At 70.1% G+C, this 23,556-nt stretch carries 20 protein-coding genes; 10 read left to right on the top strand and 10 right to left on the bottom strand.

Annotated elements, in window-relative coordinates; genetic code table 11:
- Positions 1–220: 220 nt before the first annotated feature.
- Positions 221–496 (top strand): GIY-YIG nuclease family protein, encoded by a 276-nt coding sequence (locus MICNX66_RS16890; RefSeq protein ID WP_232089026.1) that lies wholly within the window; start codon positions 221–223, stop codon positions 494–496.
- 112 nt (positions 497–608) lie between these two features.
- Complete coding sequence (locus MICNX66_RS08715; RefSeq protein WP_187661545.1) at positions 609–782, top strand: hypothetical protein; 174 nt, start codon at positions 609–611, stop codon at positions 780–782.
- Positions 783–842: 60 nt separating this feature from the next.
- On the opposite strand, the gene MICNX66_RS08720 is transcribed toward MICNX66_RS08715, so the two are convergent.
- The 4 genes from MICNX66_RS08720 to zapE form a co-directional block, all read right to left on the bottom strand.
- A complete protein-coding gene (locus tag MICNX66_RS08720; protein WP_187661546.1) occupies positions 843–1,229 on the bottom strand; it encodes an SPW repeat domain-containing protein in 387 nt (128 codons plus the stop codon).
- Between the two features lie 82 nt (positions 1,230–1,311).
- Positions 1,312–1,911, bottom strand: a complete 600-nt coding sequence (locus MICNX66_RS08725) for a type II toxin-antitoxin system PemK/MazF family toxin (RefSeq protein ID WP_187661547.1) — start codon at positions 1,909–1,911, stop codon at positions 1,312–1,314.
- 19 nt (positions 1,912–1,930) lie between these two features.
- On the bottom strand, positions 1,931–3,169 hold the full coding sequence (locus MICNX66_RS08730) for an ammonium transporter (RefSeq protein WP_025103552.1): 1,239 nt from the start codon (positions 3,167–3,169) through the stop codon (positions 1,931–1,933).
- 134 nt (positions 3,170–3,303) lie between these two features.
- On the bottom strand, positions 3,304–4,341 hold the full coding sequence (zapE, locus tag MICNX66_RS08735; RefSeq protein WP_187661548.1) for a cell division protein ZapE: 1,038 nt from the start codon (positions 4,339–4,341) through the stop codon (positions 3,304–3,306).
- A gap of 144 nt (positions 4,342–4,485) precedes the next feature.
- Between zapE and MICNX66_RS08740 the strand changes: the two genes are divergently transcribed.
- Positions 4,486–5,379, top strand: coding sequence for a sulfurtransferase (locus tag MICNX66_RS08740; protein ID WP_187661549.1), 894 nt, complete (start codon positions 4,486–4,488; stop codon positions 5,377–5,379).
- A gap of 18 nt (positions 5,380–5,397) precedes the next feature.
- The gene (locus MICNX66_RS08745) at positions 5,398–5,829 is read left to right on the top strand and encodes a SufE family protein (protein WP_187661550.1); all 432 of its coding nucleotides are present in this window, start codon (positions 5,398–5,400) and stop codon (positions 5,827–5,829) included.
- On the opposite strand, the gene MICNX66_RS08750 is transcribed toward MICNX66_RS08745, so the two are convergent.
- Positions 5,813–6,970 carry an alpha/beta hydrolase family protein gene (locus tag MICNX66_RS08750; protein WP_187661551.1) on the bottom strand — a complete coding sequence of 386 codons (1,158 nt, stop codon included), beginning with the start codon at positions 6,968–6,970 and terminating at the stop codon, positions 5,813–5,815. The genes MICNX66_RS08745 and MICNX66_RS08750 overlap by 17 nt on opposite strands.
- A gap of 25 nt (positions 6,971–6,995) precedes the next feature.
- Here MICNX66_RS08750 and MICNX66_RS08755 point away from each other — a divergent pair, with 25 nt between their 5' ends.
- The 4 genes from MICNX66_RS08755 (at position 6,996) to MICNX66_RS08770 (ending at position 12,180) form a co-directional block, all read left to right on the top strand.
- Positions 6,996–7,577 carry a DUF3000 domain-containing protein gene (locus MICNX66_RS08755; protein WP_187661552.1) on the top strand — a complete coding sequence of 194 codons (582 nt, stop codon included), beginning with the start codon at positions 6,996–6,998 and terminating at the stop codon, positions 7,575–7,577.
- Positions 7,570–8,763, top strand: coding sequence for a ribonuclease D (locus MICNX66_RS08760; protein WP_187661553.1), 1,194 nt, complete (start codon positions 7,570–7,572; stop codon positions 8,761–8,763). The genes MICNX66_RS08755 and MICNX66_RS08760 overlap by 8 nt, the downstream gene beginning before the upstream one ends.
- A 73-nt stretch (positions 8,764–8,836) precedes the next feature.
- Positions 8,837–10,042: a thiolase family protein gene (locus tag MICNX66_RS08765; protein WP_187661554.1), complete on the top strand. Its 1,206-nt coding sequence runs from the start codon at positions 8,837–8,839 to the stop codon at positions 10,040–10,042.
- On the top strand, positions 10,039–12,180 hold the full coding sequence (locus tag MICNX66_RS08770) for a 3-hydroxyacyl-CoA dehydrogenase NAD-binding domain-containing protein (protein ID WP_187661555.1): 2,142 nt from the start codon (positions 10,039–10,041) through the stop codon (positions 12,178–12,180). The genes MICNX66_RS08765 and MICNX66_RS08770 overlap by 4 nt, the downstream gene beginning before the upstream one ends.
- Here the strand turns inward: MICNX66_RS08770 and MICNX66_RS08775 are convergent, their stop codons facing one another.
- The 3 genes from MICNX66_RS08775 to MICNX66_RS08785 are packed head-to-tail and all read right to left on the bottom strand — an operon-like array spanning position 12,181 to position 16,382.
- Complete coding sequence (locus MICNX66_RS08775; protein WP_187661556.1) at positions 12,181–13,845, bottom strand: GMC oxidoreductase; 1,665 nt, start codon at positions 13,843–13,845, stop codon at positions 12,181–12,183.
- Entirely contained in the window at positions 13,835–14,749 is a 915-nt protein-coding gene (locus tag MICNX66_RS08780) for a YegS/Rv2252/BmrU family lipid kinase (RefSeq protein WP_187661557.1), read from the bottom strand. The genes MICNX66_RS08775 and MICNX66_RS08780 overlap by 11 nt, the downstream gene beginning before the upstream one ends.
- A gap of 1 nt (position 14,750) precedes the next feature.
- Complete coding sequence (locus MICNX66_RS08785; protein WP_232089027.1) at positions 14,751–16,382, bottom strand: FAD-binding oxidoreductase; 1,632 nt, start codon at positions 16,380–16,382, stop codon at positions 14,751–14,753.
- A gap of 20 nt (positions 16,383–16,402) precedes the next feature.
- Between MICNX66_RS08785 and MICNX66_RS08790 the strand changes: the two genes are divergently transcribed.
- On the top strand, positions 16,403–17,011 hold the full coding sequence (locus tag MICNX66_RS08790; protein WP_187661558.1) for a TetR/AcrR family transcriptional regulator: 609 nt from the start codon (positions 16,403–16,405) through the stop codon (positions 17,009–17,011).
- Positions 17,008–18,465 (top strand): glycerol-3-phosphate dehydrogenase/oxidase, encoded by a 1,458-nt coding sequence (locus tag MICNX66_RS08795; RefSeq protein ID WP_187661559.1) that lies wholly within the window; start codon positions 17,008–17,010, stop codon positions 18,463–18,465. The genes MICNX66_RS08790 and MICNX66_RS08795 overlap by 4 nt, the downstream gene beginning before the upstream one ends.
- A gap of 30 nt (positions 18,466–18,495) precedes the next feature.
- Here MICNX66_RS08795 and dxs read toward each other — a convergent pair whose 3' ends face one another.
- Together dxs and MICNX66_RS08805 are read right to left on the bottom strand one after the other, a co-directional pair.
- Positions 18,496–20,436 (bottom strand): 1-deoxy-D-xylulose-5-phosphate synthase, encoded by a 1,941-nt coding sequence (dxs, locus tag MICNX66_RS08800; RefSeq protein ID WP_187661560.1) that lies wholly within the window; start codon positions 20,434–20,436, stop codon positions 18,496–18,498.
- A 155-nt stretch (positions 20,437–20,591) separates the two neighbouring features.
- Positions 20,592–23,471, bottom strand: coding sequence for an aconitate hydratase (locus tag MICNX66_RS08805; protein WP_187661561.1), 2,880 nt, complete (start codon positions 23,469–23,471; stop codon positions 20,592–20,594).
- Between the last annotated feature and the right edge of the window lie 85 nt (positions 23,472–23,556).

Genomic DNA, 23,556 nt, shown 5'->3' on the forward strand with positions numbered 1-23,556 from the left:
AGTGGTTGACAGGAGCGCCGGGTGCTGGCAGGTGGCGGCCGATGTCCGAGGGCGGACGTAGCCTGCCCGGGTGCCGAAACCCCGACTTCTCCCCGGCCCCTGTCCCCTCTGCGGTGGTCTCGCTGGGCTGCGAGCGGACGACGCGTGGCACTGCGCGCTCTGCGGCTGGCGCTACGGGGACTCCCCCGACCCCGATCTGCCGTTCCCGCGGATCGACGTCGTGTACTACCTCCGCTACGACAGCCGCGTGAAGATCGGCACGAGCAGACAGCCGCGGCGCCGTCTCGCGAGCATCCGTCACGACGAGCTCCTCGCCTTCGAGCACGGCGATCGGGTGCGCGAACAGCAGCGGCATCGGCAGTTCGCCTCCGCTCGCGAAGGCGGTGAGTGGTTCACCCTGACACCGGAGATCCGCGCCCACATCGCGGCGCTGCAGCGGCACGGCGACCCCTGGCATCAATACGCGCGCTGGCTCAGCGCCGCGCTCCGAGGGTGAACGCGCCTATCACTGCGCACAGGATCGCACCAGGGGATCCCCCGCTGCGCCGGCAGGAGGCAGACTCACCTGTGAACGGGCGCACCCGGCGCCCCGCGTGAGAGGACCGGACATGATCGGACGAGAGAACATCCCCGCCGACGACGTCAGCGCGCAGGATCCGCTCGCCGGAGACGGGAGCGGCGACCCGAACAGCGACCGCCAGTTCCTGCAGGACCTGCCTCCCGCACAGGTCGACACCGAGCAGCAGCAGGAGCATCAGGCCGAGTCCGACGACGAGGCCTAGTCCGCGCGGACGACGAGGGGCGACCGGATCGATATCCGGTCGCCCCTCGTCGTGTGCGGATCAGGCGGTCGCAGCCCGTCCGCGGGTGCTCTGCGGCTGCGGCTGCGAGAACAGCACGACGACGATGACGGCAGCACCCACCACGACGTGCGGCAGCCAGACGTTCAGCGCCTCGCCTGCGAACCCGAACAGCCACGGCGACAGCGCGAGGAAGAGGCTGGCGACGATGTCGAAGACGAGGTGCACGGGCATGGGGATCAGACCGAACGGACCCCACTCGTACTTCGTGAAGAGGCTGTAGACGATGAGGCCCACGCCGAGCACGATCGGGATGACGACCGGGGCTCCGCCCATACCGGCGAAGCCGAACAGCCAGGGCGCGGCGATCAGAGCGATCCCGACGACGTAGTCGAGAATTCCGTGGACCTTGGTCGGGATGAAACGCATGATTCCTCCTTGGGTGCCGCCGGCGGCGACTCATCAGAAGGTTCGGAGCCCTGCGCCCATCGGATGGGAGGCGGCTGCCGGGTCAGCTCTGCGCCCATCCGTACCGCCGCTGGAGCGCTGCCGCGACCCGTGCGTACCGGCCACGATCCAGGGCCGCCGCCTCACGGCGCAGACCACGCTCATGGACGCTGTAGAGCTGTTCGATGTCCACCCACGATTCGCGGCCCTGCCCGTCCCACTCGCCGCTCCCGATCGAGAGGTAGTCGCGCTCGCCGTCGTGGGGCCTGCTGGTCATCCGTACCGCGTAGACCCGCTCGGAGGACTGCCGCCCGATCACCAGCACCGGCCGGTCCTTGCCTCGGCCGTCGTTCTCCTCGTACGGCACCCAGGTCCAGACGACCTCGCCGGCGTCGGGAGCGCCGTCCCGGTGCGGCGCGTAGGCCACGCGGACGGCCGGCATACGCCCGGGGTCGAGCCGCACGGTCTCGGTACCGCGGACCTGCCCCGGCTCGACTCCGGCGTCCGGCGTTTTCGCGGATCGCCGCTCGCGCTCCTCGGCCGTCCGCAGACGCGCGTCCGGGCGCCGCGGACCGGGAGAGGTCCGCGGCGCCCGGGGGGAGCCCACTGCTCGGCGCAGCAGGTCCGCGAGTGCCTTCAGGATGCCGTTGCTGGTCGTGCCCACACGGTCACCCTAACCGTCGTCACGCGTTCGCGAGAGCGTAGCCCTCCTCGCCGTGCACGACCTGGTCGACACCGGCGATCTCGTCCTCGTTCGTGATGCGGAACCCGATCGTCTTCTGGATCACGAAGCCGATGACCCACGCGACCACGAAGGAGTAGATCAGCACGCCGGCGGCGGCGATCACCTGCACGGCGAGCTGACGGGCGTCGCCGCCGACGAAGAGGCCGGTGCCGGTGGCGAAGAAGCCGAGGTACACGGTGCCGATGAGTCCGCCGACGAGGTGGATGCCGACCACGTCGAGCGAGTCGTCGAAGCCGAGGCGGAACTTCAGCTCCACCGCGAGGGCGCAGACGATGCCGGCCACCGCGCCGAGCAGGAGGGACCATCCGGGGGTGAGGTTGGCGCATGCAGGGGTGATCGCCACGAGACCCGCCACCGCGCCGGAGGCGGCGCCGACGGACGTGGGCTTGCCGTCCTTGATGCGCTCGATGAGGATCCAGCCGAGGATCGCGGCCGCGGTCGCACCGAGCGTGTTCAGGCCGATGAGGCCGACGCCGCCCATGTCCTCGGCGAGCCACTCCGCACCGGCGTTGAAGCCGAACCAGCCGAACCACAGCAGTGCGGCGCCGAGCAGCGTCAGCGGCACGTTGTGCGGCTTGAGGATGCCCTTCTGGAAGCCGATGCGCTTGCCGAGCACGAGGGCGAGGGCCAGCGCCGCGGCACCCGCGTTGATGTGCACCGCCGTGCCGCCCGCATAGTCGATCACGCCGATGCCGCTGTCCTCGCCGAACAGGGTCGTGCCGAGGTTCATGATCCAACCGCCGCCCCAGACCCAGGCCGCGACCGGGAAGTAGCCGACCGTGGCGAAGACGCCGGCGAAGATCAGCCAGCTGCCGAACTTCGCCCGATCGGCGATCGCCCCGGAGATCAGGGCGACGGTGATGATCGCGAAGGTGGCGCCGTACGCGACGCTGAGCAGGGCGACGTTCGAGCCCTCACCCGAGGCGAGGCTGGACAGCCCGATGTCCGCGAACGGGTTGCCCGCGAAGGCCGTGGGGCTGTCGACGGCGCTCATGGAGAAGCCGAAGAGAATCCACAGCACGGCGACGAGTCCGATCGAGCCGAAGCTCATCATCATCATGCTGACGACGCTCTTCGCCTTGACGAGACCGCCGTAGAAGAAGGCGACGCCGGGCGTCATGAGCAGCACCAGTGCCGTCGCGGTGATCGCCCACGAGATGTTGCCGGGAGCATCCATAGGAAAACCTCACATCCGAAGTAATTGAGAGCTTCAGTGTGACCATGGGCGATTTCGCCCATGCGTGAGGTTTGTTTCTCCGCTGTTACAGCACGGCTCCGGGTGTGAACATCGCGTTACGCAGGCCTGCAGGCTTACGCAGAATGCGTGAGCGCGTTCAGCCGGGAGATGGCGCGCAGGTACTTCTTGCGGTAGCCGCCGGCGAGCATCTCGTCGGAGAACACGGCGTCGAGCCCGACACCCGTCGCGAGGATCGGGATCTGCGCGTCGTAGACCCGGTCGACGAAGGCCACGAACCGCAACGCCTCCGACTGGTCGGTGAGCTGGCGCACGCCGCGCAGCCCCACGCGGTGCAGCCCGTCGATGAGCCTGATGTAGCGCGAGGGGTGCACCTGGGCGAGATGCCGGATGAGGTTGTCGAACGCATCGTCCGACACAGCGCCGTCCGCCGCGGCCGCCTCGACCGCGGCCTCGTACGCCGCGTCTTCCAGCGCCACGGCGTGACCGTCGATCGCCCGCTGCCGGAAGTCGACGCCGTCGATGCGCAGCGTCTGGAAGCTGTCCGACATCGCGTGGATCTCGCGGAGGAAGTCCTGCGCGGCGAAGCGTCCCTCGCCGAGCGCGTTCGGCGGCGTGTTCGAGGTGGCCGCGAGCCGGGTGCCGGTGGGCACGAGTTCACCCAGAAGGCGCGTCATGACCATCGTGTCGCCCGGATCGTCGAGCTCGAACTCGTCGATGCAGAGCAGATCGGCGCCCTTGAGGAGGTCCACGGTGTTCTTGTAGCCGAGTGCCCCCACCAGAGCGGTGTACTCGATGAACGAGCCGAAGTACTTCCGCCGGGCGGGCATCGCGTGGTAGATCGACGCGAGCAGGTGGGTCTTGCCCACGCCGAAGCCGCCGTCGAGGTAGACCCCGGGCTTCAGTTCCGGCTCCTTCTTCGCCCGACTGAACAGACCGCCCCGCTTGACGGGAGCACCGCGTCCCGCGAAACGCAGCAGCGTCTGCTTCGCCTCCTCCTGCGACGGGTAGGCGGGATCCGCCCGGTAGCTGTCGAACGTGGCGTCGTCGAACTGCGGCGGCGGCACCAGGCTCGCGAGCATCTCGGGTCCGCTGACCGTCGGCGTGCGCTCGGTGAGGTGGACGGTTCCGGTGCGGGTGGTCGGGTCGGTCATCACGGTCCTGAATCAGGCAAGGGCCTGTGTCGAAGTCTTACGGATCGGGTCCCGGGGGCGCGCGGAGGATCTATCGTCGAAGGGACGGATCCACACTACGCCGTCCGCACCGCCCGCTCGCCCGCTCACCGCTACGGAGACCCCATGGCCATCGAGTTCGACTCCTCCTCCCCCAAGTTCGCCGAGTACGCCGAGCCCGGCCGCCTGGTGACGACCGAGTGGCTCGCCGCCCACCTGGGAGAGCCCGGCCTCGTGGTCGTCGAGTCGGACGAGGACGTGCTCCTCTACGAGACGGGCCACATTCCCGGAGCGGTGAAGGTGGACTGGCACACGGAGCTCAACGACCCGGTCGTGCGGGACTACGTCGACGGCGAGGGCTTCGCCGAGCTGCTGAGCCGCAAGGGCATCGCCCGCGACGACACGGTCGTGATCTACGGCGACAAGAACAACTGGTGGGCGGCGTACGCGCTGTGGGTCTTCTCCCTCTTCGGTCACGAGGACGTCCGCCTCCTCGACGGCGGCCGTGATCGCTGGATCGCGGAGGGCCGCGAGCTGACCCGCGAGGCGACGAACCGTCCCGCCACGGAGTACCCGGTGGTGGAGCGGGACGACACGGCCATCCGCGCGTACAAGGAAGACGTGCTCGCGCACCTCGGCAACCCGCTCATCGACGTCCGTTCCCCGGAGGAGTACAGCGGAGAGCGGACCACCGCTCCCGCCTACCCGGAGGAGGGGACTCTGCGAGCCGGCCACATCCCCACCGCGCAGAGCGTGCCGTGGGCGAAGGCGGTCGCCGAGGACGGCGGCTTCAAGAGCCGCGCCGAGCTCGACGCCATCTACCGGGACGGCGCCGGGCTGCAGGACGGTGACGACGTCGTGGCCTACTGCCGCATCGGGGAGCGCTCGAGCCACACGTGGTTCGTGCTCAAGCACCTCCTCGGCTTCGAGGACGTCCGCAACTACGACGGCTCGTGGACGGAGTGGGGCAGCGCGGTGCGCGTCCCGATCGTCACGGGCACGGAGCCCGGCACCGTCTGAGGTGGGAGAATGGCGGGGATGAACGCCTCCGCCCTGCCCGAGACCCTCGCCGAGATCCGCGACGGATTCCTGGAGACCCCGGAATCTGATCGCCTGCTGCTGCTCCTGGAGTACGCCGACGAGCTGCCCGCCGTTTCCGATGAGGTCGCGGCGCATCCGGAGATGGGCGAGCGCGTCGCGGAATGCCAGTCGCCGGTCTACATCTACGTGGAAGTCCACGACGACGTCGTGACCATGCACGCCACGGCCCCTGAGGAGGCACCGACGACCCGGGGCTTCGCGAGCATCCTCGTCCAGGGCCTCACCGGGCTGACGGCGGACGAGGTGCTGGCGATCCCCGAGGACTACCCGCAGTCGATCGGGCTCACCAAGGCCGTGTCACCGCTGCGGATCGGCGGCATGACCGGCATGCTGATGCGGGCCAAGAACCAGGTCAGGCAGAAGCGCTGAGCCCCTGTGCCGCGAGCCATTCCGAGATGGCCGTGGTCCAGCCCTTCTCGTCGTAGTTCCAGAGCTTGGTGTGCCGGGCGACGGTGAAGCGCGGCATGGTGACCAGGTCCGGCCGCGCCTCCTGCAGTGCGTGCGAGGCGTCCGCCGGGACGAAGCCGTCGTCGTCGCTGTGCAGGATGAGAATCGGCGCCCGTAGCTCATCAGCCCGAGCGACCATGTCCAGACGGTCGAACAGGATGGGCTCGTCCGCACCGCTGAGCTTCGCCGTGAGCGGCAGCTGCAGCGCTCCCATCGCCAGCGCGGGCAGCGGTGCGCGCACCCGGGCGACCTGAGCCTGGAAACGGAGGACCGTGCGCCAGTCGACGACCGGCGACTCCAGGATGATGCCAGCGATGCGATCCCGATGGCCGGAGTTGACCGCAGCCTGCAAGGATACCGCCCCGCCCATGGACCAGCCCATCAGCACGATCCGCTCGGCCCCGTGACGCAGCGCATAGGCGATCCCGGCGTCGACATCGCGCCACTCGGATGCGCCGAGCGCATAGGCGCCCGCCTTGGTCCGCGGCGCCTCGCCGTCGTTGCGGTACGACACGACGAGCGTGGGCAGCCCCGCCGCGTGCATCACCGGCACGGCACGGAGGCACTCGGCGCGGGTCGTGCCGCGACCGTGCACCTGGATGACCCAGGTAGAGGAGTCCCCCGGGAAGAACCACGCGGGGCACGGCCCGGCCGGCGAGCCGATGAGCACGTTCTCCCATCGCAGGTGCAGCTCACTCGGCGACATGTAGTAGCTGCCGCTGAAGGACGCGCCTCGGTCCACCCTGGCACCGGGTTCGATCTTCGTGAGGAGCTTGCGCCGCACCGTCGTGCTGTCCGCGCTGAGAACCGCCCCGAGTTTGACGTAGCCGTACGTGCCCGTGGTGAAGAGGCCGTATCGCCCTGGCAGCTCGGTGTCGAGGGTGCGGCGGAGTTCGATGGTCTGCGCCCCGGTGTCGATCGCGAGGATCTCCGTGTCCTGGACGCGGCTTCGCAACGGGGTGACGACCCGACGCGCCACCGCGATCACGAGGATCCCGACGGTGGCGCCCAGGGCGAGGAGCGCGGGGACAACGATCGCAACGGCGTGCCTGAGACTCTTCATCGCCTTCCGACTCTAGCCTGTTGCCGTGACCGCACACCCCGAGGCCGGGACGCCCTTCGACGCCGCCGTCGCCGAACTGCGCGCGACCGCGTTCCGCGACGACATCGCGGTCCGCGAGATCCCCACGCCGCAGAACCTCGCGCCCTTCGCGATCGCGCTCTCCGCCGACGTCCGCCCGGGCGAGGACGGCGACTCGATATACGGGACCGGACGGTTCATCCTGCTGCACGATCCGGACGAGCCGGACGCCTGGGGAGGCGCCTGGCGCATCGTGATCTTCGCCCAGGCTCCGCTCGAGACCGAGATCGGCACGGATCCGCTGCTCGCCGACGTCACGTGGTCGTGGCTCGTGGACGCCCTGGACTCCCGGGAGGCGATCTACCACTCGCCGTCCGGCACGTCGACGAAGACGCTGTCGAAGGGATTCGGCGGCCTCGCCGACGAGGGAGACGGCGCACAGATAGAATTGCGGGCGTCCTGGACTCCGGAGGGCCCGTTCCGACCGCACGTCGAAGCATGGGCCGAGCTGGTCGGAATGCTGGCGGGGCTTCCGCCGGGTTCCGAGGGCATCGCCGTGATCGGCGCGCGAAAGGCTGTACGTGACTGAATACTCCGTGATCTCCGAAACCGAGGAGTTCCGTGCAGCCTGTGCTGCGCTCGCCGCCGGCACCGGCCCGGTCGCCGTCGATGTCGAGCGGGCGTCCGGCTTCCGCTACTCGCAGCGGGCCTATCTGGTGCAGGTCTTCCGGCGCGAGGCCGGGGTGTTCCTGTTCGACCCGCCCGCGATCGGCGACTTCGCCCCGCTGCAGGAGGCCATCGGCGACGTCGAGTGGGTGCTCCATGCCGCCAGCCAGGATCTGCCCTCTCTGCGCGAGTTGCACCTGGAGCCGAAGGAGATCTTCGACACCGAGCTCGCCTCCCGCCTGCTCGGTCATGACCGGGTGGGTCTGGCCGCCGTCGTCGAGGACACGCTCGGCATCACCCTGAAGAAGGAGCACTCGGCCGCCGACTGGTCGACCCGTCCGCTGCCCGACTCCTGGCTGGACTATGCCGCGCTCGACGTGCTGCACCTCGTCGACGTCCGCGACGCCCTCGTCGCCGAGCTCGAGGAACAGGGCAAGACCGCCTTCGCCGCTCAGGAGTTCGCCGCCACCCTGGCGCGCGCCCCGAAGGCCCCGCGCGAAGACCCCTGGCGGCGACTGAGCGGACTCCACCAGGTCCGTGGTGCCCGCAACCTCGCCGTCGCCCGCGCCCTGTGGGAGGCCCGCGAGATGTACGCGCAGCAGCAGGACATCTCCCCCGGGCGCCTCGTGCCCGACCGTTCCCTCGTCGCCGCGGTCCTCGCCAACCCCGCCTCCAAGCAGGCCCTCGCGGGAGTCAAGGAGTTCCAGGGCCGCGCGAGCCGCACCCAGCTCGACCGCTGGTGGCAGGCGATCGTCGACGGCCGTGCCGCGGAGACGCTGCCGCGCGAACGCGTGCCGAGCGACGCGCTCCCCCCGCCCCGCGCCTGGGGCGACCGCAACCCGGAGGCCGACGCCCGCTTGAAGGCCGCCCGTCCCGCCGTCGAGGCGGTCGCGGAGGAGCTGGGCATGCCCACCGAGAACCTCCTCACGCCCGAGTACCTGCGCCGGGTCGCGTGGGACGGCCCGGGCGCCACCGCGGAAGAGATCGGCGCCGCCCTCTCCGCACTCGGGGCACGCCCCTGGCAGATTGAACAGACTGCACAGAAGATCGCCGACGCCTTTGTAGAGGCGACGCAATCGCCCGACACCACGCCCGCGACCGCTTCGTAGGTTCGATCCAACCGATTCCTCCCGGTTTCCGGCCGTTCATAGACTGAGGCCACCGCACTAACTTGGAGGCAGAGTGGCCGAGATCTCGGACGTCTTCTTCGTCGATGGAGTGCGCACCCCCTTCGGGCGCGCCGGCGAAAAGGGCATGTACTGGAACACCCGCGCGGATGACCTCGCCGTCAAGGCGACCATCGGCCTGATGGAGCGCAACGCGGCCGTGCCGGCGGACCGCATCGACGATGTCGCGATCGCCGCGACGAGCCAGACCGGAGACCAGGGGCTCACCCTCGGACGGTCGGTGGCGATCCTCGCCGGACTGCCCCAGACCGTCCCCGGACTCGCGGTCGAGCGCATGTGCGCCGGCGCGATGACGAGCGTGACGACCATGGGCGCCTCGATCGGTGTGGGCATGTACGACCTCGCCCTCGCGGGCGGCGTCGAGCACATGGGCCACCACCCGATCGGCGCGAACGCCGACCCCAACCCGCGCTTCGTGGCGGAGAAGATGGTCGACCCCGGGGCGCTCAACATGGGCGTCACCGCCGAGCGCATCTTCGACCGCTTCCCGCACCTCACCAAGGAGCGCTCCGACCGCTACGGCATGCGCAGCCAGCAGAAGGTGCAGGCCGCCTACGACGCCGGCAAGATCCAGCCGGACCTCGTGTCGGTCGCGATCAAGGGCGCCGACGGCGCCTGGGGTCTGGCCACCGAGGACGAGGGCCGCCGTCCGCAGACCACGATGGAGGACCTCGCCGGCCTCAAGACGCCGTTCCGTCCGCACGGTCGCGTGACCGCAGGGACGTCCTCGCCGCTCACCGACGGCGCGACGATGTCGCTGCTCGCCGGCGGCGGCGCCGTCAAGGAGCTCGGACTCGCGCCCAAGATGCGCATGGTCTCGTTCGCCTTCGCCGGTGTGCAGCCGGAGATCATGGGCATCGGCCCGATCCCGTCGACCGAGAAGGCGCTCAAGAAGGCCGGCCTCGACATCTCCGACATCGGACTCTTCGAGCTCAACGAGGCGTTCGCCATCCAGGTCATCTCCCTGCTCGACCACTTCGGCATCGACGACGACGACCCCCGCGTGAACCCGTGGGGCGGCGCGATCGCCGTGGGCCACCCGCTGGCCGCATCCGGCGTCCGCCTCATGATCCAGCTCGCGGCGCAGTTCGCCGAGCGCCCCGACGTGCGCTACGGCCTGACGGCGATGTGCGTCGGTCTCGGTCAGGGCGGATCGGTCATCTGGGAGAACCCGCACTACGACGGAAAGAAGAAGAAGTGAGCTACGACGACGTCGACTTCTCGCCCATCCAGGCGCTCACCGAGGGAGAGGTCATCACGCACTCCCCCGTGCGTGACATCCGCCTCGCGTCGGGCAAGGTCCTCGCCCTGATCACGCTGGACAACGGTCGGGACCACACCCGCCCGAACACCCTCGGTCCGGCCACCCTCACCGAACTCGGCGCGACACTCGACGGCCTGAAGAGCCGCGCGGCGGCCGGCGAGATCCAGGCGGTCGGCATCACCGGCAAGCAGTACATCATGGCCGCCGGTGCCGACCTCTCGGACATCAGCAAGGTCGGCTCGCGGGACAACGCGCGTCTGATCGCCCAGCTCGGCCACAAGGTGCTCGGGAAGCTGAGCGAGCTCGGCGTGCCGTCGTTCGCGTTCGTGAACGGACTCGCACTGGGCGGTGGCCTGGAGATCGCGCTGAACTCCACGTACCGCACGGTCGACGCATCGGCGGCGGCCGTGGCGCTGCCCGAGGTCTTCCTCGGCATCATCCCCGGCTGGGGCGGGGCGTACCTGCTGCCGAACCTCATCGGCATCGAGAACGCCCTCGAGGTGGTCATCTCCAACCCGCTCAAGCAGAACCGCATGCTGAAGCCGCAGCAGGCCTTCGACCTCGGCATCTTCGACGCCATCTTCCCCGCCGCGAACTACCTCGAGAACTCGCTCGCGTGGGCCGACGCGGTCCTCGGCGGCAAGAAGGTCGTGCGCAAGAACGAGCCGGGCAAGATCGAGCGGCTCACCAAGTGGCCGATCGCCATCAAGATGGCACGCGGCATGCTGGAGTCGAAGATCGGCACCGTGCCGAAGTCGCCCTACGCGGCTCTCGAGCTGCTCGACAAGGCGAAGAGCGGCACCAAGGCGGAGGGCTTCGCCCGCGAGGACGAGGCACTGGCGGAACTCGTGACCGGGGACCAGTTCGCCGCGTCGATGTACGCCTTCGACCTCGTGCAGAAGCGTGCGAAGCGTCCGGTCGGCGCACCGGACAAGCAGCTCGCGAAGAAGGTCACCAAGGTCGGTATCATCGGCGCGGGTCTCATGGCCAGCCAGTTCGCGCTGCTGTTCGTGCGCAAGCTCCAGGTGCCGGTGCTGATCACCGACCTGGACCAGGCACGCGTGGACAAGGGCGTCGCCTACATCCACGAGGAGATCGGCAAGCTGGAGGCCAAGGGCCGCGTGGACGCGGACACCGCGAACAAGCTGCGCGGGCTCGTCACGGGCACCACCGACAAGGCTCTCTACGCGGACTGCGACTTCGTGATCGAGGCGGTCTTCGAGGAGGTCGGCGTCAAGCAGCAGGTCTTCGGTGAGATCGAGAAGATCATCGCGGAGGACGCGGTGCTCGCCACGAACACCTCGTCGCTGTCGGTCGAGGAGATCGGCGCGAAGCTCGCCCACCCCGAACGGCTCGTCGGCTTCCACTTCTTCAACCCGGTCGCGGTCATGCCGCTGATCGAGATCGTGAAGACGCCGATGACCGCGGACACCGCACTGTCCACCGCATTCGTCGTCGCCAAGAACCTGGGCAAGAACGCGGTGCTCACCGCCGACGCCCCGGGCTTCGTGGTGAACCGCCTGCTCGCGAAGGTCATGGGCGAGGCGGCGCGCGCCGTCTACGAGGGCACTCCGATCGCCGACGTCGAGAAGGCGTTCGCGCCGCTCGGCCTGCCGATGGGGCCCTTCCAGCTCATCGACCTCGTCGGCTGGAAGGTGGCCGCGCACGTGCAGGACACGATGGTGCGCGCATTCCCCGACCGGTTCTACGCCAACGAGAACTTCCACGCCCTCGCCGAGCTCGACCAGGTCGTCGAGAAGGACAAGGGCGGCCGTGTGGTCGGCTGGACGAAGCAGGCCGAGAAGGTCCTGGCGCCCGCCGTCGGCAAGAGCCCGGCATCGGCGGCCACGATCCTGCAGCGCGTGCAGGACGGGCTCGCGACCGAGATCAAGCTGATGCTCGACGAGGGCGTGGTCCCGGAGGTCGAGGACATCGACCTGTGCCTCATCCTCGGGGCAGGCTGGCCGTTCATCGACGGTGGGGCCTCGCCGTATCTCGATCGCGAGGGGGCGTCCGAGCGCGCGTTCGGCGGTTCCTTCCACACCCCGCAGATCCGCGGCATCGAAAGCCGCTGATCACGTCTCCGCAGGGGGTCGCGCCGTAGGCGTGGCCCCCTGTGTCGTCCCCGGTGCCGGACGGGCATCCGGCTCGCCGCGGCGCGGCCAGTGCGACAGGGCATGCTCCGCGAGCGCGGTGATGGTCAGGGACGGGTTCACCCCCGGATTGGCGGGCACAGCGGCCCCGTCGACGACGTGCAACCCCGGGTGTCCCCAGACGCGCTGGTACTCGTCCACGACACCCTCCTCCGGTGATCCGGAGATCACGGCTCCGCCGAGGAAGTGTGCCGTGAGCGGGATCCCGAAGACCTCCGGCCACGAACCGCGCGCCTCGGCGGGAACCCCACCCTCGCGCTCCAGACGCGCGGCGATGGCACGGGCCGCGCGATGCGCCTCGGGGAGGTGGCTGGGGTTCGGCGCGCCGTGACCCTGCGCGCTCGTCAGTCTCGTCCGTCCGAAGCGGCGCCGCAGCGACAGCGTGAGCGAGTTGTCGGCGGTCTGCATGACGAGTGCGATGATCCCGCGCTCGCTCCACCGCCGGAGGGACGCGAGGCGCAGGGCCCGGGCGGGGCGGCGCAGCACCTGGCCCACGAGCGCGACCAGGCGGCCCGGAAGCGCGCGGTCGCCCGGGACCAGCACGGTGGCGAGTGCTCCCATGAGATTCGACCCGGGACCGTAGCGGACGTTCTCGACATGGGTGCGGTCATCCACGTGGAACGATGTGGTGATCGCCACGCCCCGCGCCAGCTCCACCCGCTCGGGCACCCGGACGGCGACGGCGCCGTCCAGGGCCTCTGAGTTGGTGCGGGTGAGCCGGCCGACGGCGTCGGAGACGTGCGGCAGCGCGCCGGCGGCCTTCATCCGATGGAGGAGCTGCTGGGTGCCCCAGGTGCCCGCCGCCAGGACGACCTCCCGTGCCGTGACGGTCTGAGGACGCCGTCGGAACCAGGAGCCGCTGCGTCGCGTCGTGACGGAGAATCCGCCGTTCGGGAGCTCCCGCACCTCGGTCACGGTACGCAGCGGCTCGATGACCGCTCCGCGGCGCTCGGCGAGGGCGAGGTAGTTCTTCATCAGGGTGTTCTTGGCACCGACGCGGCAGCCGACCATGCAGTTGCCGCAGAGCGTACAGCCCGTGCGCTCGGGGCCCTCACCGCCGAAGAACGGGTCAGCGACTCGCTCACCGGGTACGCCGAACCACACGCCGACGGGTGCCCGGCGGAAGGTGGCGCCCACCCCGAGGTCCTCGGCGGCACCGGCCATGATCCGCTCGACGGGTCCGTCGTGAGGATAGTGCTCCACCACGCCGAGCATGCGCTTGGCCGTGGCGTAGTGCGGGGCCAGAGCCGCGCTCCAGTCCCGGATCGACGACCACTGCGGGTCGGCGAAGAACGCCGCGCCCGGCTCGTACAGCGTGTTCGCGTAGTTGAGCGACCCGCCGCCGACGCCGGCGCCGGCGAGGATCATCACGTGCGGAAGCCGATGGATGCGCTGCACTCCGAAGCACCGGAGCGCCGGGGCCCAGAGATAGCGACGCACGTCCCAGCTCGTCTTCGCGAAGTCCTCGTCGGCGAATCGTCGCCCGGCCTCGAACACGCGGACGCGGTAACCCTTCTCGGTGAGCCGGAGGGCGGCGACTGAGCCGCCGAACCCCGACCCGACGATCACGACGTCCTCATCGAACATGTGCGTCCCCCCGCTCCGCGTCGGTCATGACGGTCAGCGCCGCCGCGCGGACCGAGATCGTGCAGGTCTCCTCCCCCACGCGCTCGCCGTCCGCGTAGGCCACGAGACCGGGCGCGGCGACGGTGACCGTGCGCGCCCGGAGGTGGTGCACCTCCGGGCGCGCGAGATGCGTCCCGCGCAGGAGCACGGGGAACAGGCGCACCAGGCGGAGGCGGCCCAGGGGCCCCACGGCGACCACGTCGAGGGTTCCGTCATCCGGAACGGCGCCCACGCAGACCGGCATCCCCCCGCCGTAGCTGGCCGTGTTCCCGACCGCCACCAGAGTGCCGCGGGCGGGGATCACCGGGCCGTCATCGGCGCGGATCGTGAAGTCGAGCGGACGCAGCCGGACGAGCTCGATGAGCAGCGCGAGGTAGTACCGCAGTGCGCCGGACGGCCAGCGGAGGCGATTGGTGCGATCGCTCACGCGGGCGTCGAACCCCAGCGCCGCCACGGTGAGGAACAGCGACGTGCCCGTCGACGTCCGCACCTCGCCGATGTCGATGGGGCGGGGCAGACCGGTCAGGGCGAGCTCGACAGCCGCAGCCACGTCCGTGCGCGGCAGCCCGAGCGCTCGCGCCAGGTCGTTCCCGGTGCCGGCGGGGACCACCGTGACCGGGACGCCTGCGGCGCACACCACGTCGAGGATGCCCGAGAGGGTGCCGTCACCGCCCACCAGGACGAGCCCGTCCGGTGCCGCGTCCAGCGCGAGCATCGCGAGCCGCCTCGTCTCCGCGGGCGACCCTCCGGCGTAGACACGGACATCCGCGCCCCGCTGTCGCAGGTGATCGAGCGCCTCCTCGGTGACCCGCTGCCCGCGGCCCTTGCCGGAGAGCGGATTCGACAGCACCGCGATGTGCCCCATCTCAGACGGTCGCCCTCGTCGGGACATCGACGAGTACGGCACCCGGATTCATGATGCCGCGAGGGTCCAGCTCCCGCTTGACGGCGGTGAGGATCCGCACGCCGGTCTCACCGATCTCCTGCGCGAGCCAGGGGGCGTGATCGCGACCCACGGCGTGATGATGGCTGATCGTCCCGCCGTTCGCGAGGATCGTGTCGTTCACCCTGCCCTTCACCTCGGCCCACGCGCCCAACGGTTCGCGTCGCAGTCCGGCGAGCACCGTGAAGTAGAGGGAGGCGCCCGTCGGATACACGTGCGAGACGTGGCACATGACGTACGAACGCGCGTCGACCGCGTCGAAACCGTCCCGCAGCGCCCCCTCGACGGCCTCTTTCAGAGTGCGGAGGTTCGACCAGGTCGTCGCCGTCTCCAGCGTCTCGCAGAACACCCCGGCGTCGAGCAGCGCATCGCGCAGGTAGGGTCCGTCGAATCGTCCCGCCGCCCACTCCTCCGCATCGCCGGTGCCCGCAGAGCGACCGCCCGCCGCGGCGAGGATCGCCGCGGTCCGGTCCCGGCGCGCCGCGGCCTCGTCGCCCTCGAACACCGTCACGACGCTCGCCCCCTTCGCGAGGGCCTTCCCGATCCGGCCGACCTGGGCGAGGCTCACGGCGGTCTCGGCCTCGTCGGAGAGACGGATGACCGTGGGACCCGCCCCCTGCTGCACGACGCGGCGGAGCGCATCGGCACCGCCGGCGAAGTCGGGGAAGGTCCACGACTCGAAGATTCGCACCGTCGGCACCGGGTGCACGCGGACCCGGACCTCGGTGATGACGCCGAAGATCCCCTCGGAGCCGAGGAAGAGGCGGAGGAGATCGGGGCCGGCCGCCGACCCCGGCGCGCGTCCGAGGTCGAGGTCTCCCGTCGGTGTCGCGACCCGGATCCCCGTCACCATCGCCTCGAACCGCCCGTTGCCCGCGGAGTTCTGTCCGGACGACCGTGCAGCCGCGAACCCTCCGATCGTGGCGTACCGGAAGCTCTGCGGGAAGTGGCCCAACTCCAAGCCGTGTGCGGAGAGCTGCGCTTCGGCATCGGGTCCGGTCGTCCCCGCCGCAAGGGTCGCCTCGCCGCTGAGCGTGTCGAGGTGGAGCAGGCCGGAGAGCCGGCGCAGATCCAGGCTGAGCACGGCGCGATGCGGGCCGGGCTCCGGGTCCAGCGCCCCCACGACGCTCGTTCCCCCGCCGAAGGGGATCACGGCGAGCCCCCGCTCCCCCGCCAGAGCGAGACACGCACGGACGGCGTCATGGTCCGCAGGAGACACGACGGCATCGGGCGCATCCTGCTCGAGAGCCCGTCGACGCAGGAGATCGGGCGTGGAACGTCCTCCCGCATGCCGGAGCCGTCCCGCGGTCGAGACGTCGACCGCATCGGCGCCCACGGAATCTTCGAGTGCAGCGACATCGTCCGCCGTCAGCCGGGAGGGCCGGACGCGCACGTCCTCCAGCGCGGGCGGCTGCGGAGGGCGCCGCACGCGGCCCAACAGCAACGGCAGCAGCCCGCGGACGGCGAGCGGGAGATCCTTCGCCCGACTCGGGTCGCCCCACCCGTTCCAGCGCATCTCGGGTCTGTCGGCTCCGCTGCCGTTCCGCTGCTCCATGCGTTACAGTGTGACACATCATGGAAGAACGTCAATCTCCCACTCTTCCCTCGGACTCCCTCGCCCCGGCGTGGGACGCCACGCAGCGGCGCGTGCTCGACGCGGCCGATGACCTGCTCGTCCGCGGCGGCGTGCACGGGGTGACGATCGCCGCCCTCGCGCGGCGTTCCGGCCTCAGCCGGCCCACCATCTACCGGACGTGGCGGGATGCCGACGACGTCGTCCGTTCCGCGCTCCTGCGGCGGGTCGCCGACCTCCTCGACGGGTTCCCCGAGCGAGCCAACTCGCGAGACGCTCTCGTCGAGGACGTGCTGCGGTTCACCTCGCTGTTCCGCGGCGACCCGGTGTACGCCCATCTCCTCGACGAGGAGCCCGAAGCGTTCACCCGCTACACCCTGCACCGCGTGGGGTCCAGCCAGCGACTCATCCTGCGGTGGCTGTCCGACGCTATCGCAGCCGGCCAGGCCGACGGATCGGTGCGCGGGGGCGCCCCGGGCGAGATCGCCGTCATGCTGCTCCTGATCGCCCAGTCCGCTGTGCTGTCGCACGCGACGGTGGCCGACCTCATCGACGAGCGGGCCTGGGAGCGCGAGCTCCGCGCCGCGCTGGACGGCCACCTGCGGCCATGACCCCTGCCTCGACCGCCCTCCACGCGGGCCGCCGTCGACGCGAACTCGACGCCGCGGCCGATGACATCTGCGACCTCCTCGTCGTCGGCGGAGGGATCACCGGAACGGGCGTGGCCCTGGACGCCGCATCGCGCGGGCTCCGCGTGACCCTGATCGAGGCGGAGGACCTCGCGTTCGGGACGAGCCGGTTCAGCTCGAAACTCGTCCACGGCGGGCTGCGGTATCTCGCGACGGGGGACGTGGCGACGGCACGCGAGAGCGCACGTGAACGGCATCTGCTGATGACGGTGATCGCGCCCCACCTCATCCGTCCGCTCGGGCAGCTTCTCCCGTTCGCGCCCGGCGTCAGCGGCCGCCAGCGCGGGGCCGGAGCGGCGGGGATGGCCATGGGTGACCTCCTCCGCCTGCAAGCGCGCACGAGCGGGAAGGTGCTGCCGGGACCGCACGCCGTCGGGACGGCGAGGGCGCTGCGCCTGTTCCCCGCGCTCAACCCCTGGGGACTCCGCGGGGGCATGGTCACGTATGACGGCCAGCTGTCCGATGACGCCGCCCTCGTCGTGACCGTCGCCCGGACGGCGGCCGGTCTCGGCGCGCGGATCCTGACCAGGGTGCGCGCCGAGCGGCTGCATGCCGACGGGGCCACGGCGACGGACATGCTCACCGGGGAACGCATCGAGATCCGTGCACGGGCGGTCGTCAACGCCACCGGAGTCTGGGCGGCGACTCTGGACGACGGCCTCACGCTGCGCCCGAGCCGCGGCACCCACATCGTCCTCGACGCCGCCGACCTCGGGCATCCGACCGCTGCGCTCACCATCCCGCTCGAAGGCTCCATCAGCCGCTACGTGTTCGCCCTGCCGCAGCGCGGTGGGCGTGTCATCGTCGGACTCACCGACGTGGACGCGCCCGGACCCATCCCCTCCGTCGCCGAGCCCACCGAGACCGAGATCGACTTCCTCCTGGAGACACTGAACCGCCTGCTCGCGGTGCCGCTGGCGCGGGACCGCGTCCGCGGCGCGTTCGCGGGGCTGCGTCCACTGGTCGACACCGGAGCGGCCGAGACGGCGGACGTCTCCCGCCGGCATCTCGTCCGCACCTCCGAGTCCGGGGTCGTCTCCGTGCTCGGCGGCAAGCTCACGACCTACCGACGCATGGCGGAGGACGCGGTGGATCTGGCGGTGCGACAGCGCGGCCTCCGGGTCGGACCCAGCGGCACCGCGACCCTGCGACTGATCGACGATCCCGCCCCGGACAACGGCTCGCAGGACGCCGTTGCGGACGGCATCGCCCTCTCCCGACCGGTCGTCGAGCACGCTGTCCGGTCGCAGGGCGCTCTCACCGCGGCCGATGTCCTCGACCGGCGTACGCGGATCGGGCTGGTCCCCGACGAACGGGCCAGAGCCCTCCCAGCGGTGGAAAGGATCGTCGCCGAGACCCTCGTCGACATCCCCTGACCGACGGAAGCCCGCTCCAGGGAACGTCCGTCAGTGGCGCTCGTGGAGTGGGAGCTCGATCGCTCCGGTCTCCCCGGCGTGGCGGGCCTTCGGGATGCGCGTACCGAGCACCTGCGCCACGACGTCCTGAGCGATCTTCGAGGCCGTGAGACCGGCATCGGCGAGGATCTGGTCGCGCGACGCGTGGTCGATGAACTCGTCGGGAAGACCCAGCTCGTCGACGGCCGTGTCGATGCCCGCCTCGCGGAGCACCTGCCGCACGCGCGTGCCGATGCCGCCCACGCGGATGCCGTCCTCCAGCGTGATCACCAGTCGATGCTGCGCCGCGAGCTCGACGACCGACGGTTGCACGGGGATCGCCCAGCGCGGGTCGATCACGGTGGCGCCGATGCCCTGGGCGCGCAGCCGCTCAGCCACGTCGACGGCAAGGGCGGCGAAGGGACCGATCGCGACGATGAGGACGTCCTCGCCCTCGCCCCGTGCGAGCACGTCCACGCCGTCCTCGAGGCGCTCGAGCGCCGGGAGGTCGGCGGAGACATCGCCCTTCGGGAAGCGGATGACGGTCGGGGCGTCCTCCACGGCGACCGCTTCGTCCAGTGCCTCGGTCAGCCGCGCGCCGTCGCGGGGGGCGGCGATGCGGATGTGCGGGACGATCTGCAGCATCGCCAGATCCCACATGCCGTGGTGACTCGGTCCGTCCGGGCCGGTGACGCCGGCGCGATCGAGCACGAACGTGACGCCCGCCCGGTGCAACGCGACGTCCATGAGCACCTGATCGAACGCGCGTCCCATGAACGTGGCGTAGACGGCGACGACCGGGTGCAGCCCGCCGTACGCGAGTCCGGCAGCCGAGGCCACCGCGTGCTGCTCAGCGATGCCGACGTCGTAGACCCGGTCGGGGAAGCGCTCCGCGAAGGGGGCGAGGCCGGTGGGCCGGAGCATGGCGGCGGTGATGGCGATCACGTCCGAGCGTCGCTCCCCGACCTTCACGAGAGCGTCGGAGAAGACATCGGTCCACCCTCGGCCGCCTGAGGACAGGGTCTCCCCCGTCGTCGGGTCGATCTTGCCGACCGCGTGGAACTGGTCGGCCTCGTCGTCGCGGGCCGGCTGGTAGCCGCGACCCTTCTCGGTGATCGCGTGCACGATGACCGGCGCACCGTAGGACTTCGCGAGCTCCAGCGTCTCCAGCAGCGCCGGCAGATCGTGACCGTCGACCGGGCCGAGGTACTTGATGTCGAGGTTGGAGTACAGCGCCTCGTTGTTCGTGAACCGCGAGAGGAAGCCGTGCGTGCCGCCGCGCACACCGCGGAACACTGCGCGTCCCACCGGCCCGAACGCACGGAAGAGGCGATCGGACTTGTGGTGGAGGTCCTTGTAGGCCGCGGCGGTGCGGACCCGGTTGAGGAAGCGCGACATGCCGCCGATGGTCGGCGCGTACGAGCGGCCGTTGTCGTTCACGACGATGACGAGGTTGCGGTCGTTGTCGTCGGAGATGTTGTTCAGCGCCTCCCATGTCATACCGCCGGTCAGCGCGCCGTCGCCGACGACCGCGACGACGTGTCGGTCCGCGCGGCCGGTGGCGGTGAGTGCCCGCGACACGCCGTCGGCCCAGCTCAGGGAGCTGGAGGCGTGAGACGACTCGACGACGTCGTGCGGGCTCTCCGCGCGCTGCGGGTAGCCGGCAAGCCCCTCCCGGACGCGCAGCTTCGAGAAGTCCTGGCGACCGGTGAGGATCTTGTGGACGTACGACTGGTGGCCGGTGTCGAAGATGAAGGGGTCGTCCGGAGAGGAGAACACGCGGTGCAGGGCGATCGTCAGCTCCACCACGCCGAGGTTCGGCCCGAGGTGACCGCCCGTCTGCGAGACGTTCTCGACGAGGAACGCGCGGATCTCCGAGGCGAGTTCTTCCAGTTGCTCCGGAGAGAGCCGATCAAGATCGCGCGGTCCAGAGATGCTCGGAAGAATGGGCATCTGCGCCTCCTCACAGGCCTCGACGGAGCGTCCGAACGGGTGCGGACGTCTTCCCGATCCTACCGCTCGGAGCCGGGAATCCCCCGAGGGCGGGGGACCCTTGACATGCCGAAGGGGCCCGTGTCGGTGGACACGGGCCCCTTCATCGATGCGCCTCAGACGAGCGAGCGCAGCACGTACTGCAGGATGCCGCCGTTGCGGTAGTAGTCCGCCTCACCGGGGGTGTCGATGCGGACGACCGCGTCGAACTCGACCGGCTGCTTGCCCTCGGGCGAGTGCTCGCTCGGGGTGGCGGTGACCTTGACCGTCTTCGGGGTGACGCCGTTGTTGAGCTCCTCGAGCCCCGTGATCGAGACGATCTCGGTGCCGTCGAGGCCCAGCGACTCCCAGCTCTCCCCGGCGGGGAACTGCAGCGGGACGACGCCCATGCCGATGAGGTTGGAGCGGTGGATGCGCTCGAAGCTCTCCGTGATCACGGCCTTGACGCCCAGGAGGCTCGTGCCCTTGGCCGCCCAGTCACGCGACGAGCCGGAGCCGTACTCCTTGCCGCCGAACACGACGAGCGGGGTGCCCTGCTCGGCGTAGTTCATGCACGCGTCGTAGATGTACGACTGCGGGCCGTCGGGCTGGGTGAAGTCGCGGGTGTAACCGCCCTCGACGACCTGTCCGTCGTTCACGGCCGAGACCATGAGGTTCTTCAGGCGGATGTTCGCGAAGGTGCCGCGGATCATGACCTCGTGGTTGCCGCGACGCGAGCCGAAGGAGTTGAAGTCCTTGCGGTCGACGCCGTGCTCCGTGAGGTACTGGGCCGCGGGCGTGCCCGGCTTGATGTTTCCGGCGGGCGAGATGTGGTCGGTGGTGACCGAGTCGCCCAGCGTCGCCATGACGCGCGCACCCTCGATGTCCTTCACCGGGGTGAGCTCCATCGTCATGCCGTCGAAGTACGGGGCCTTGCGCACGTAGGTCGAGTCCTCGTCCCACTGGAACGTGTCGTCGTCCGGCGTGGGCAGGTTGCGCCAGCGCTCGTCACCGTCGAACACGGTGGCGTACTGCTTGATGAACTGGTCGCGCGAGATCGACGAGTCGACGATCTCCTGCACCTCGTCCGGCGAGGGCCAGATGTCCTTGAGGAACACGTCGTTGCCGTCCGCGTCCGTGCCGAGCGCGTCGGTCTCGAAGTCGAAGTGCATCGAGCCGGCGAGGGCGTACGCGATGACCAGCGGCGGGCTCGCCAGGTAGTTCATCTTCACGTCCGGGCTGATGCGGCCCTCGAAGTTGCGGTTGCCCGAGAGGACGGCCGTCACGGCGAGGTCGTGCGAGTTGATCGCCTCGGAGACCTCTTCGATCAGCGGACCGGAGTTTCCGATGCAGATGGTGCAGCCGTAGCCGACCGTGTAGAAGCCGAGGCCCTCGAGGTCCTTGTCCAGGCCGGACTTCTCGTAGTAGTCCGTGACGACCTTCGACCCCGGGCCGAGCGTGGTCTTCACCCACGGCTTCTGCTTGAGGCCCTTCTCCCGCGCCTTGCGGGCGAGGAGACCGGCGGCGATCATGACCGACGGGTTGGACGTGTTGGTGCACGACGTGATGGCGGCCAGCGTGACGGCGCCGTTGTCGAGGGTGTACTGCTCGCCCTCGGGAGTCGTGACCGGCACGGGGTTCGACACGTTGGCCGGCGCACCGCTGCTGATGTGCACCGGACGCGTGGTCGGCTCCTCCTCCCCCGGGACCTGTCCGGGGTCGGACGCCGGGAAGGAGTGCTTGGACTCGAGGTCGACGATGTCGTCGCTGGTCGAGGCCGTGGCGTAGTTCAGGATGTCCTGCTCGAACTGCGTCTTCGCCTCGGAGAGGAGGATGCGGTCCTGCGGGCGCTTCGGACCGGCGATGGACGGGACGACCGTGCTGAGGTCGAGCTCCATGTACTCGCTGAAGACGGGCTCGTGAGAGGCGTCGTGCCAGAGCTTCTGCTCCTTGGCGTAGGCCTCGACGAGCGCGACGGCCTCGTCGCTGCGGCCGGTGAGACGCAGGTAGTCGAGGGTGACGTCGTCGATCGGGAAGATCGCGGCGGTCGAGCCGAATTCGGGCGACATGTTGCCGATCGTCGCGCGGTTCGCGAGCGGCACGGAGGCGACGCCCTCGCCGTAGAACTCGACGAACTTGCCGACGACGCCGTGCTTGCGCAGCATGTCGGTGATGGTGAGCACGACGTCGGTCGCCGTCACACCGGCGGGGATCTCACCGGAGAGCTTGAAGCCGACGACGCGCGGGATGAGCATCGACACGGGCTGGCCGAGCATCGCGGCCTCGGCCTCGATGCCGCCGACGCCCCAGCCGAGCACGCCCAGGCCGTTGACCATCGTGGTGTGCGAGTCGGTGCCGACACAGGTGTCGGGGTAGGCCTGGAGGACGCCGCCGTTGGTGCGGTCGTAGATGACCTTCGCGAGGTGCTCGATGTTCACCTGGTGGACGATGCCGGTGCCGGGGGGTACGACCTTGAAGTCCTGGAACGCGGTCTGGCCCCAGCGGAGGAACTGGTACCGCTCGCCGTTGCGCTCGTACTCGATCTCGACGTTGCGCTCGAGCGCGTTCTCGGTGCCGAACAGGTCGGCGATGACGGAGTGGTCGATGACCATCTCGGCCGGCGAGAGCGGGTTGATCTTGTTCGGGTCTCCCCCGAGCGCCGTCACGGCCTCGCGCATGGTGGCGAGGTCGACGATGCAGGGCACACCGGTGAAGTCCTGCATGACCACGCGCGCCGGCGTGAACTGGATCTCGGTGTTGGGCTCCGCGTTGGCGTCCCACGACCCGAGCGCCTCGATCTGCGCCTTCGTGACGTTCGCGCCGTCCTCGGTGCGAAGCAGGTTCTCCAGGAGGACCTTGAGGCTGAAGGGGAGCTTGTCGAAACCGGGCACCGTGTCGATGCGGAAGATCTCGTAGTCGGTGCTGCCGACCGTCAGGGTGCTCTTGGCACCGAAGCTGTTCACCGTGGACACGAATCCGTCTCCTTCTATTCGGATGGGAGCGACAGGCGCCTCCATCTTGCTCGCCGGTGCGGCCGCGCGGCTAGCAAGGGGGACCTAACCAGTCTGCTCCGCGCAGGTCACCGGCGAAAGCCCGTGATTT

Origin of the sequence: Microbacterium sp. Nx66 (assembly GCF_904066215.1) — a bacterium.
Classification (GTDB): domain Bacteria; phylum Actinomycetota; class Actinomycetes; order Actinomycetales; family Microbacteriaceae; genus Microbacterium; species Microbacterium meiriae.

What these genes read in the sequence shown, in the direction of transcription:
- MICNX66_RS08805 (WP_187661561.1), bottom strand. Translation starts at nt 23,471, where the DNA reads ATGGAGGCGCCTGTCGCTCCCATCCGAATAGAAGGAGACGGATTCGTG.
- MICNX66_RS08780 (WP_187661557.1), bottom strand. Translation starts at nt 14,749, where the DNA reads ATGGGGCACATCGCGGTGCTGTCGAATCCGCTCTCCGGCAAGGGCCGC.
- MICNX66_RS08790 (WP_187661558.1), top strand. Translation starts at nt 16,403, where the DNA reads ATGGAAGAACGTCAATCTCCCACTCTTCCCTCGGACTCCCTCGCCCCG.
- MICNX66_RS08740 (WP_187661549.1), top strand. Translation starts at nt 4,486, where the DNA reads ATGGCCATCGAGTTCGACTCCTCCTCCCCCAAGTTCGCCGAGTACGCC.
- zapE (WP_187661548.1), bottom strand. Translation starts at nt 4,341, where the DNA reads ATGACCGACCCGACCACCCGCACCGGAACCGTCCACCTCACCGAGCGC.
- MICNX66_RS08795 (WP_187661559.1), top strand. Translation starts at nt 17,008, where the DNA reads ATGACCCCTGCCTCGACCGCCCTCCACGCGGGCCGCCGTCGACGCGAA.
- MICNX66_RS08715 (WP_187661545.1), top strand. Translation starts at nt 609, where the DNA reads ATGATCGGACGAGAGAACATCCCCGCCGACGACGTCAGCGCGCAGGAT.
- dxs (WP_187661560.1), bottom strand. Translation starts at nt 20,436, where the DNA reads ATGCCCATTCTTCCGAGCATCTCTGGACCGCGCGATCTTGATCGGCTC.
- MICNX66_RS08730 (WP_025103552.1), bottom strand. Translation starts at nt 3,169, where the DNA reads ATGGATGCTCCCGGCAACATCTCGTGGGCGATCACCGCGACGGCACTG.
- MICNX66_RS08745 (WP_187661550.1), top strand. Translation starts at nt 5,398, where the DNA reads ATGAACGCCTCCGCCCTGCCCGAGACCCTCGCCGAGATCCGCGACGGA.
- MICNX66_RS08775 (WP_187661556.1), bottom strand. Translation starts at nt 13,845, where the DNA reads ATGTTCGATGAGGACGTCGTGATCGTCGGGTCGGGGTTCGGCGGCTCA.
- MICNX66_RS08720 (WP_187661546.1), bottom strand. Translation starts at nt 1,229, where the DNA reads ATGCGTTTCATCCCGACCAAGGTCCACGGAATTCTCGACTACGTCGTC.
- MICNX66_RS08750 (WP_187661551.1), bottom strand. Translation starts at nt 6,970, where the DNA reads ATGAAGAGTCTCAGGCACGCCGTTGCGATCGTTGTCCCCGCGCTCCTC.
- MICNX66_RS08785 (WP_232089027.1), bottom strand. Translation starts at nt 16,382, where the DNA reads ATGGAGCAGCGGAACGGCAGCGGAGCCGACAGACCCGAGATGCGCTGG.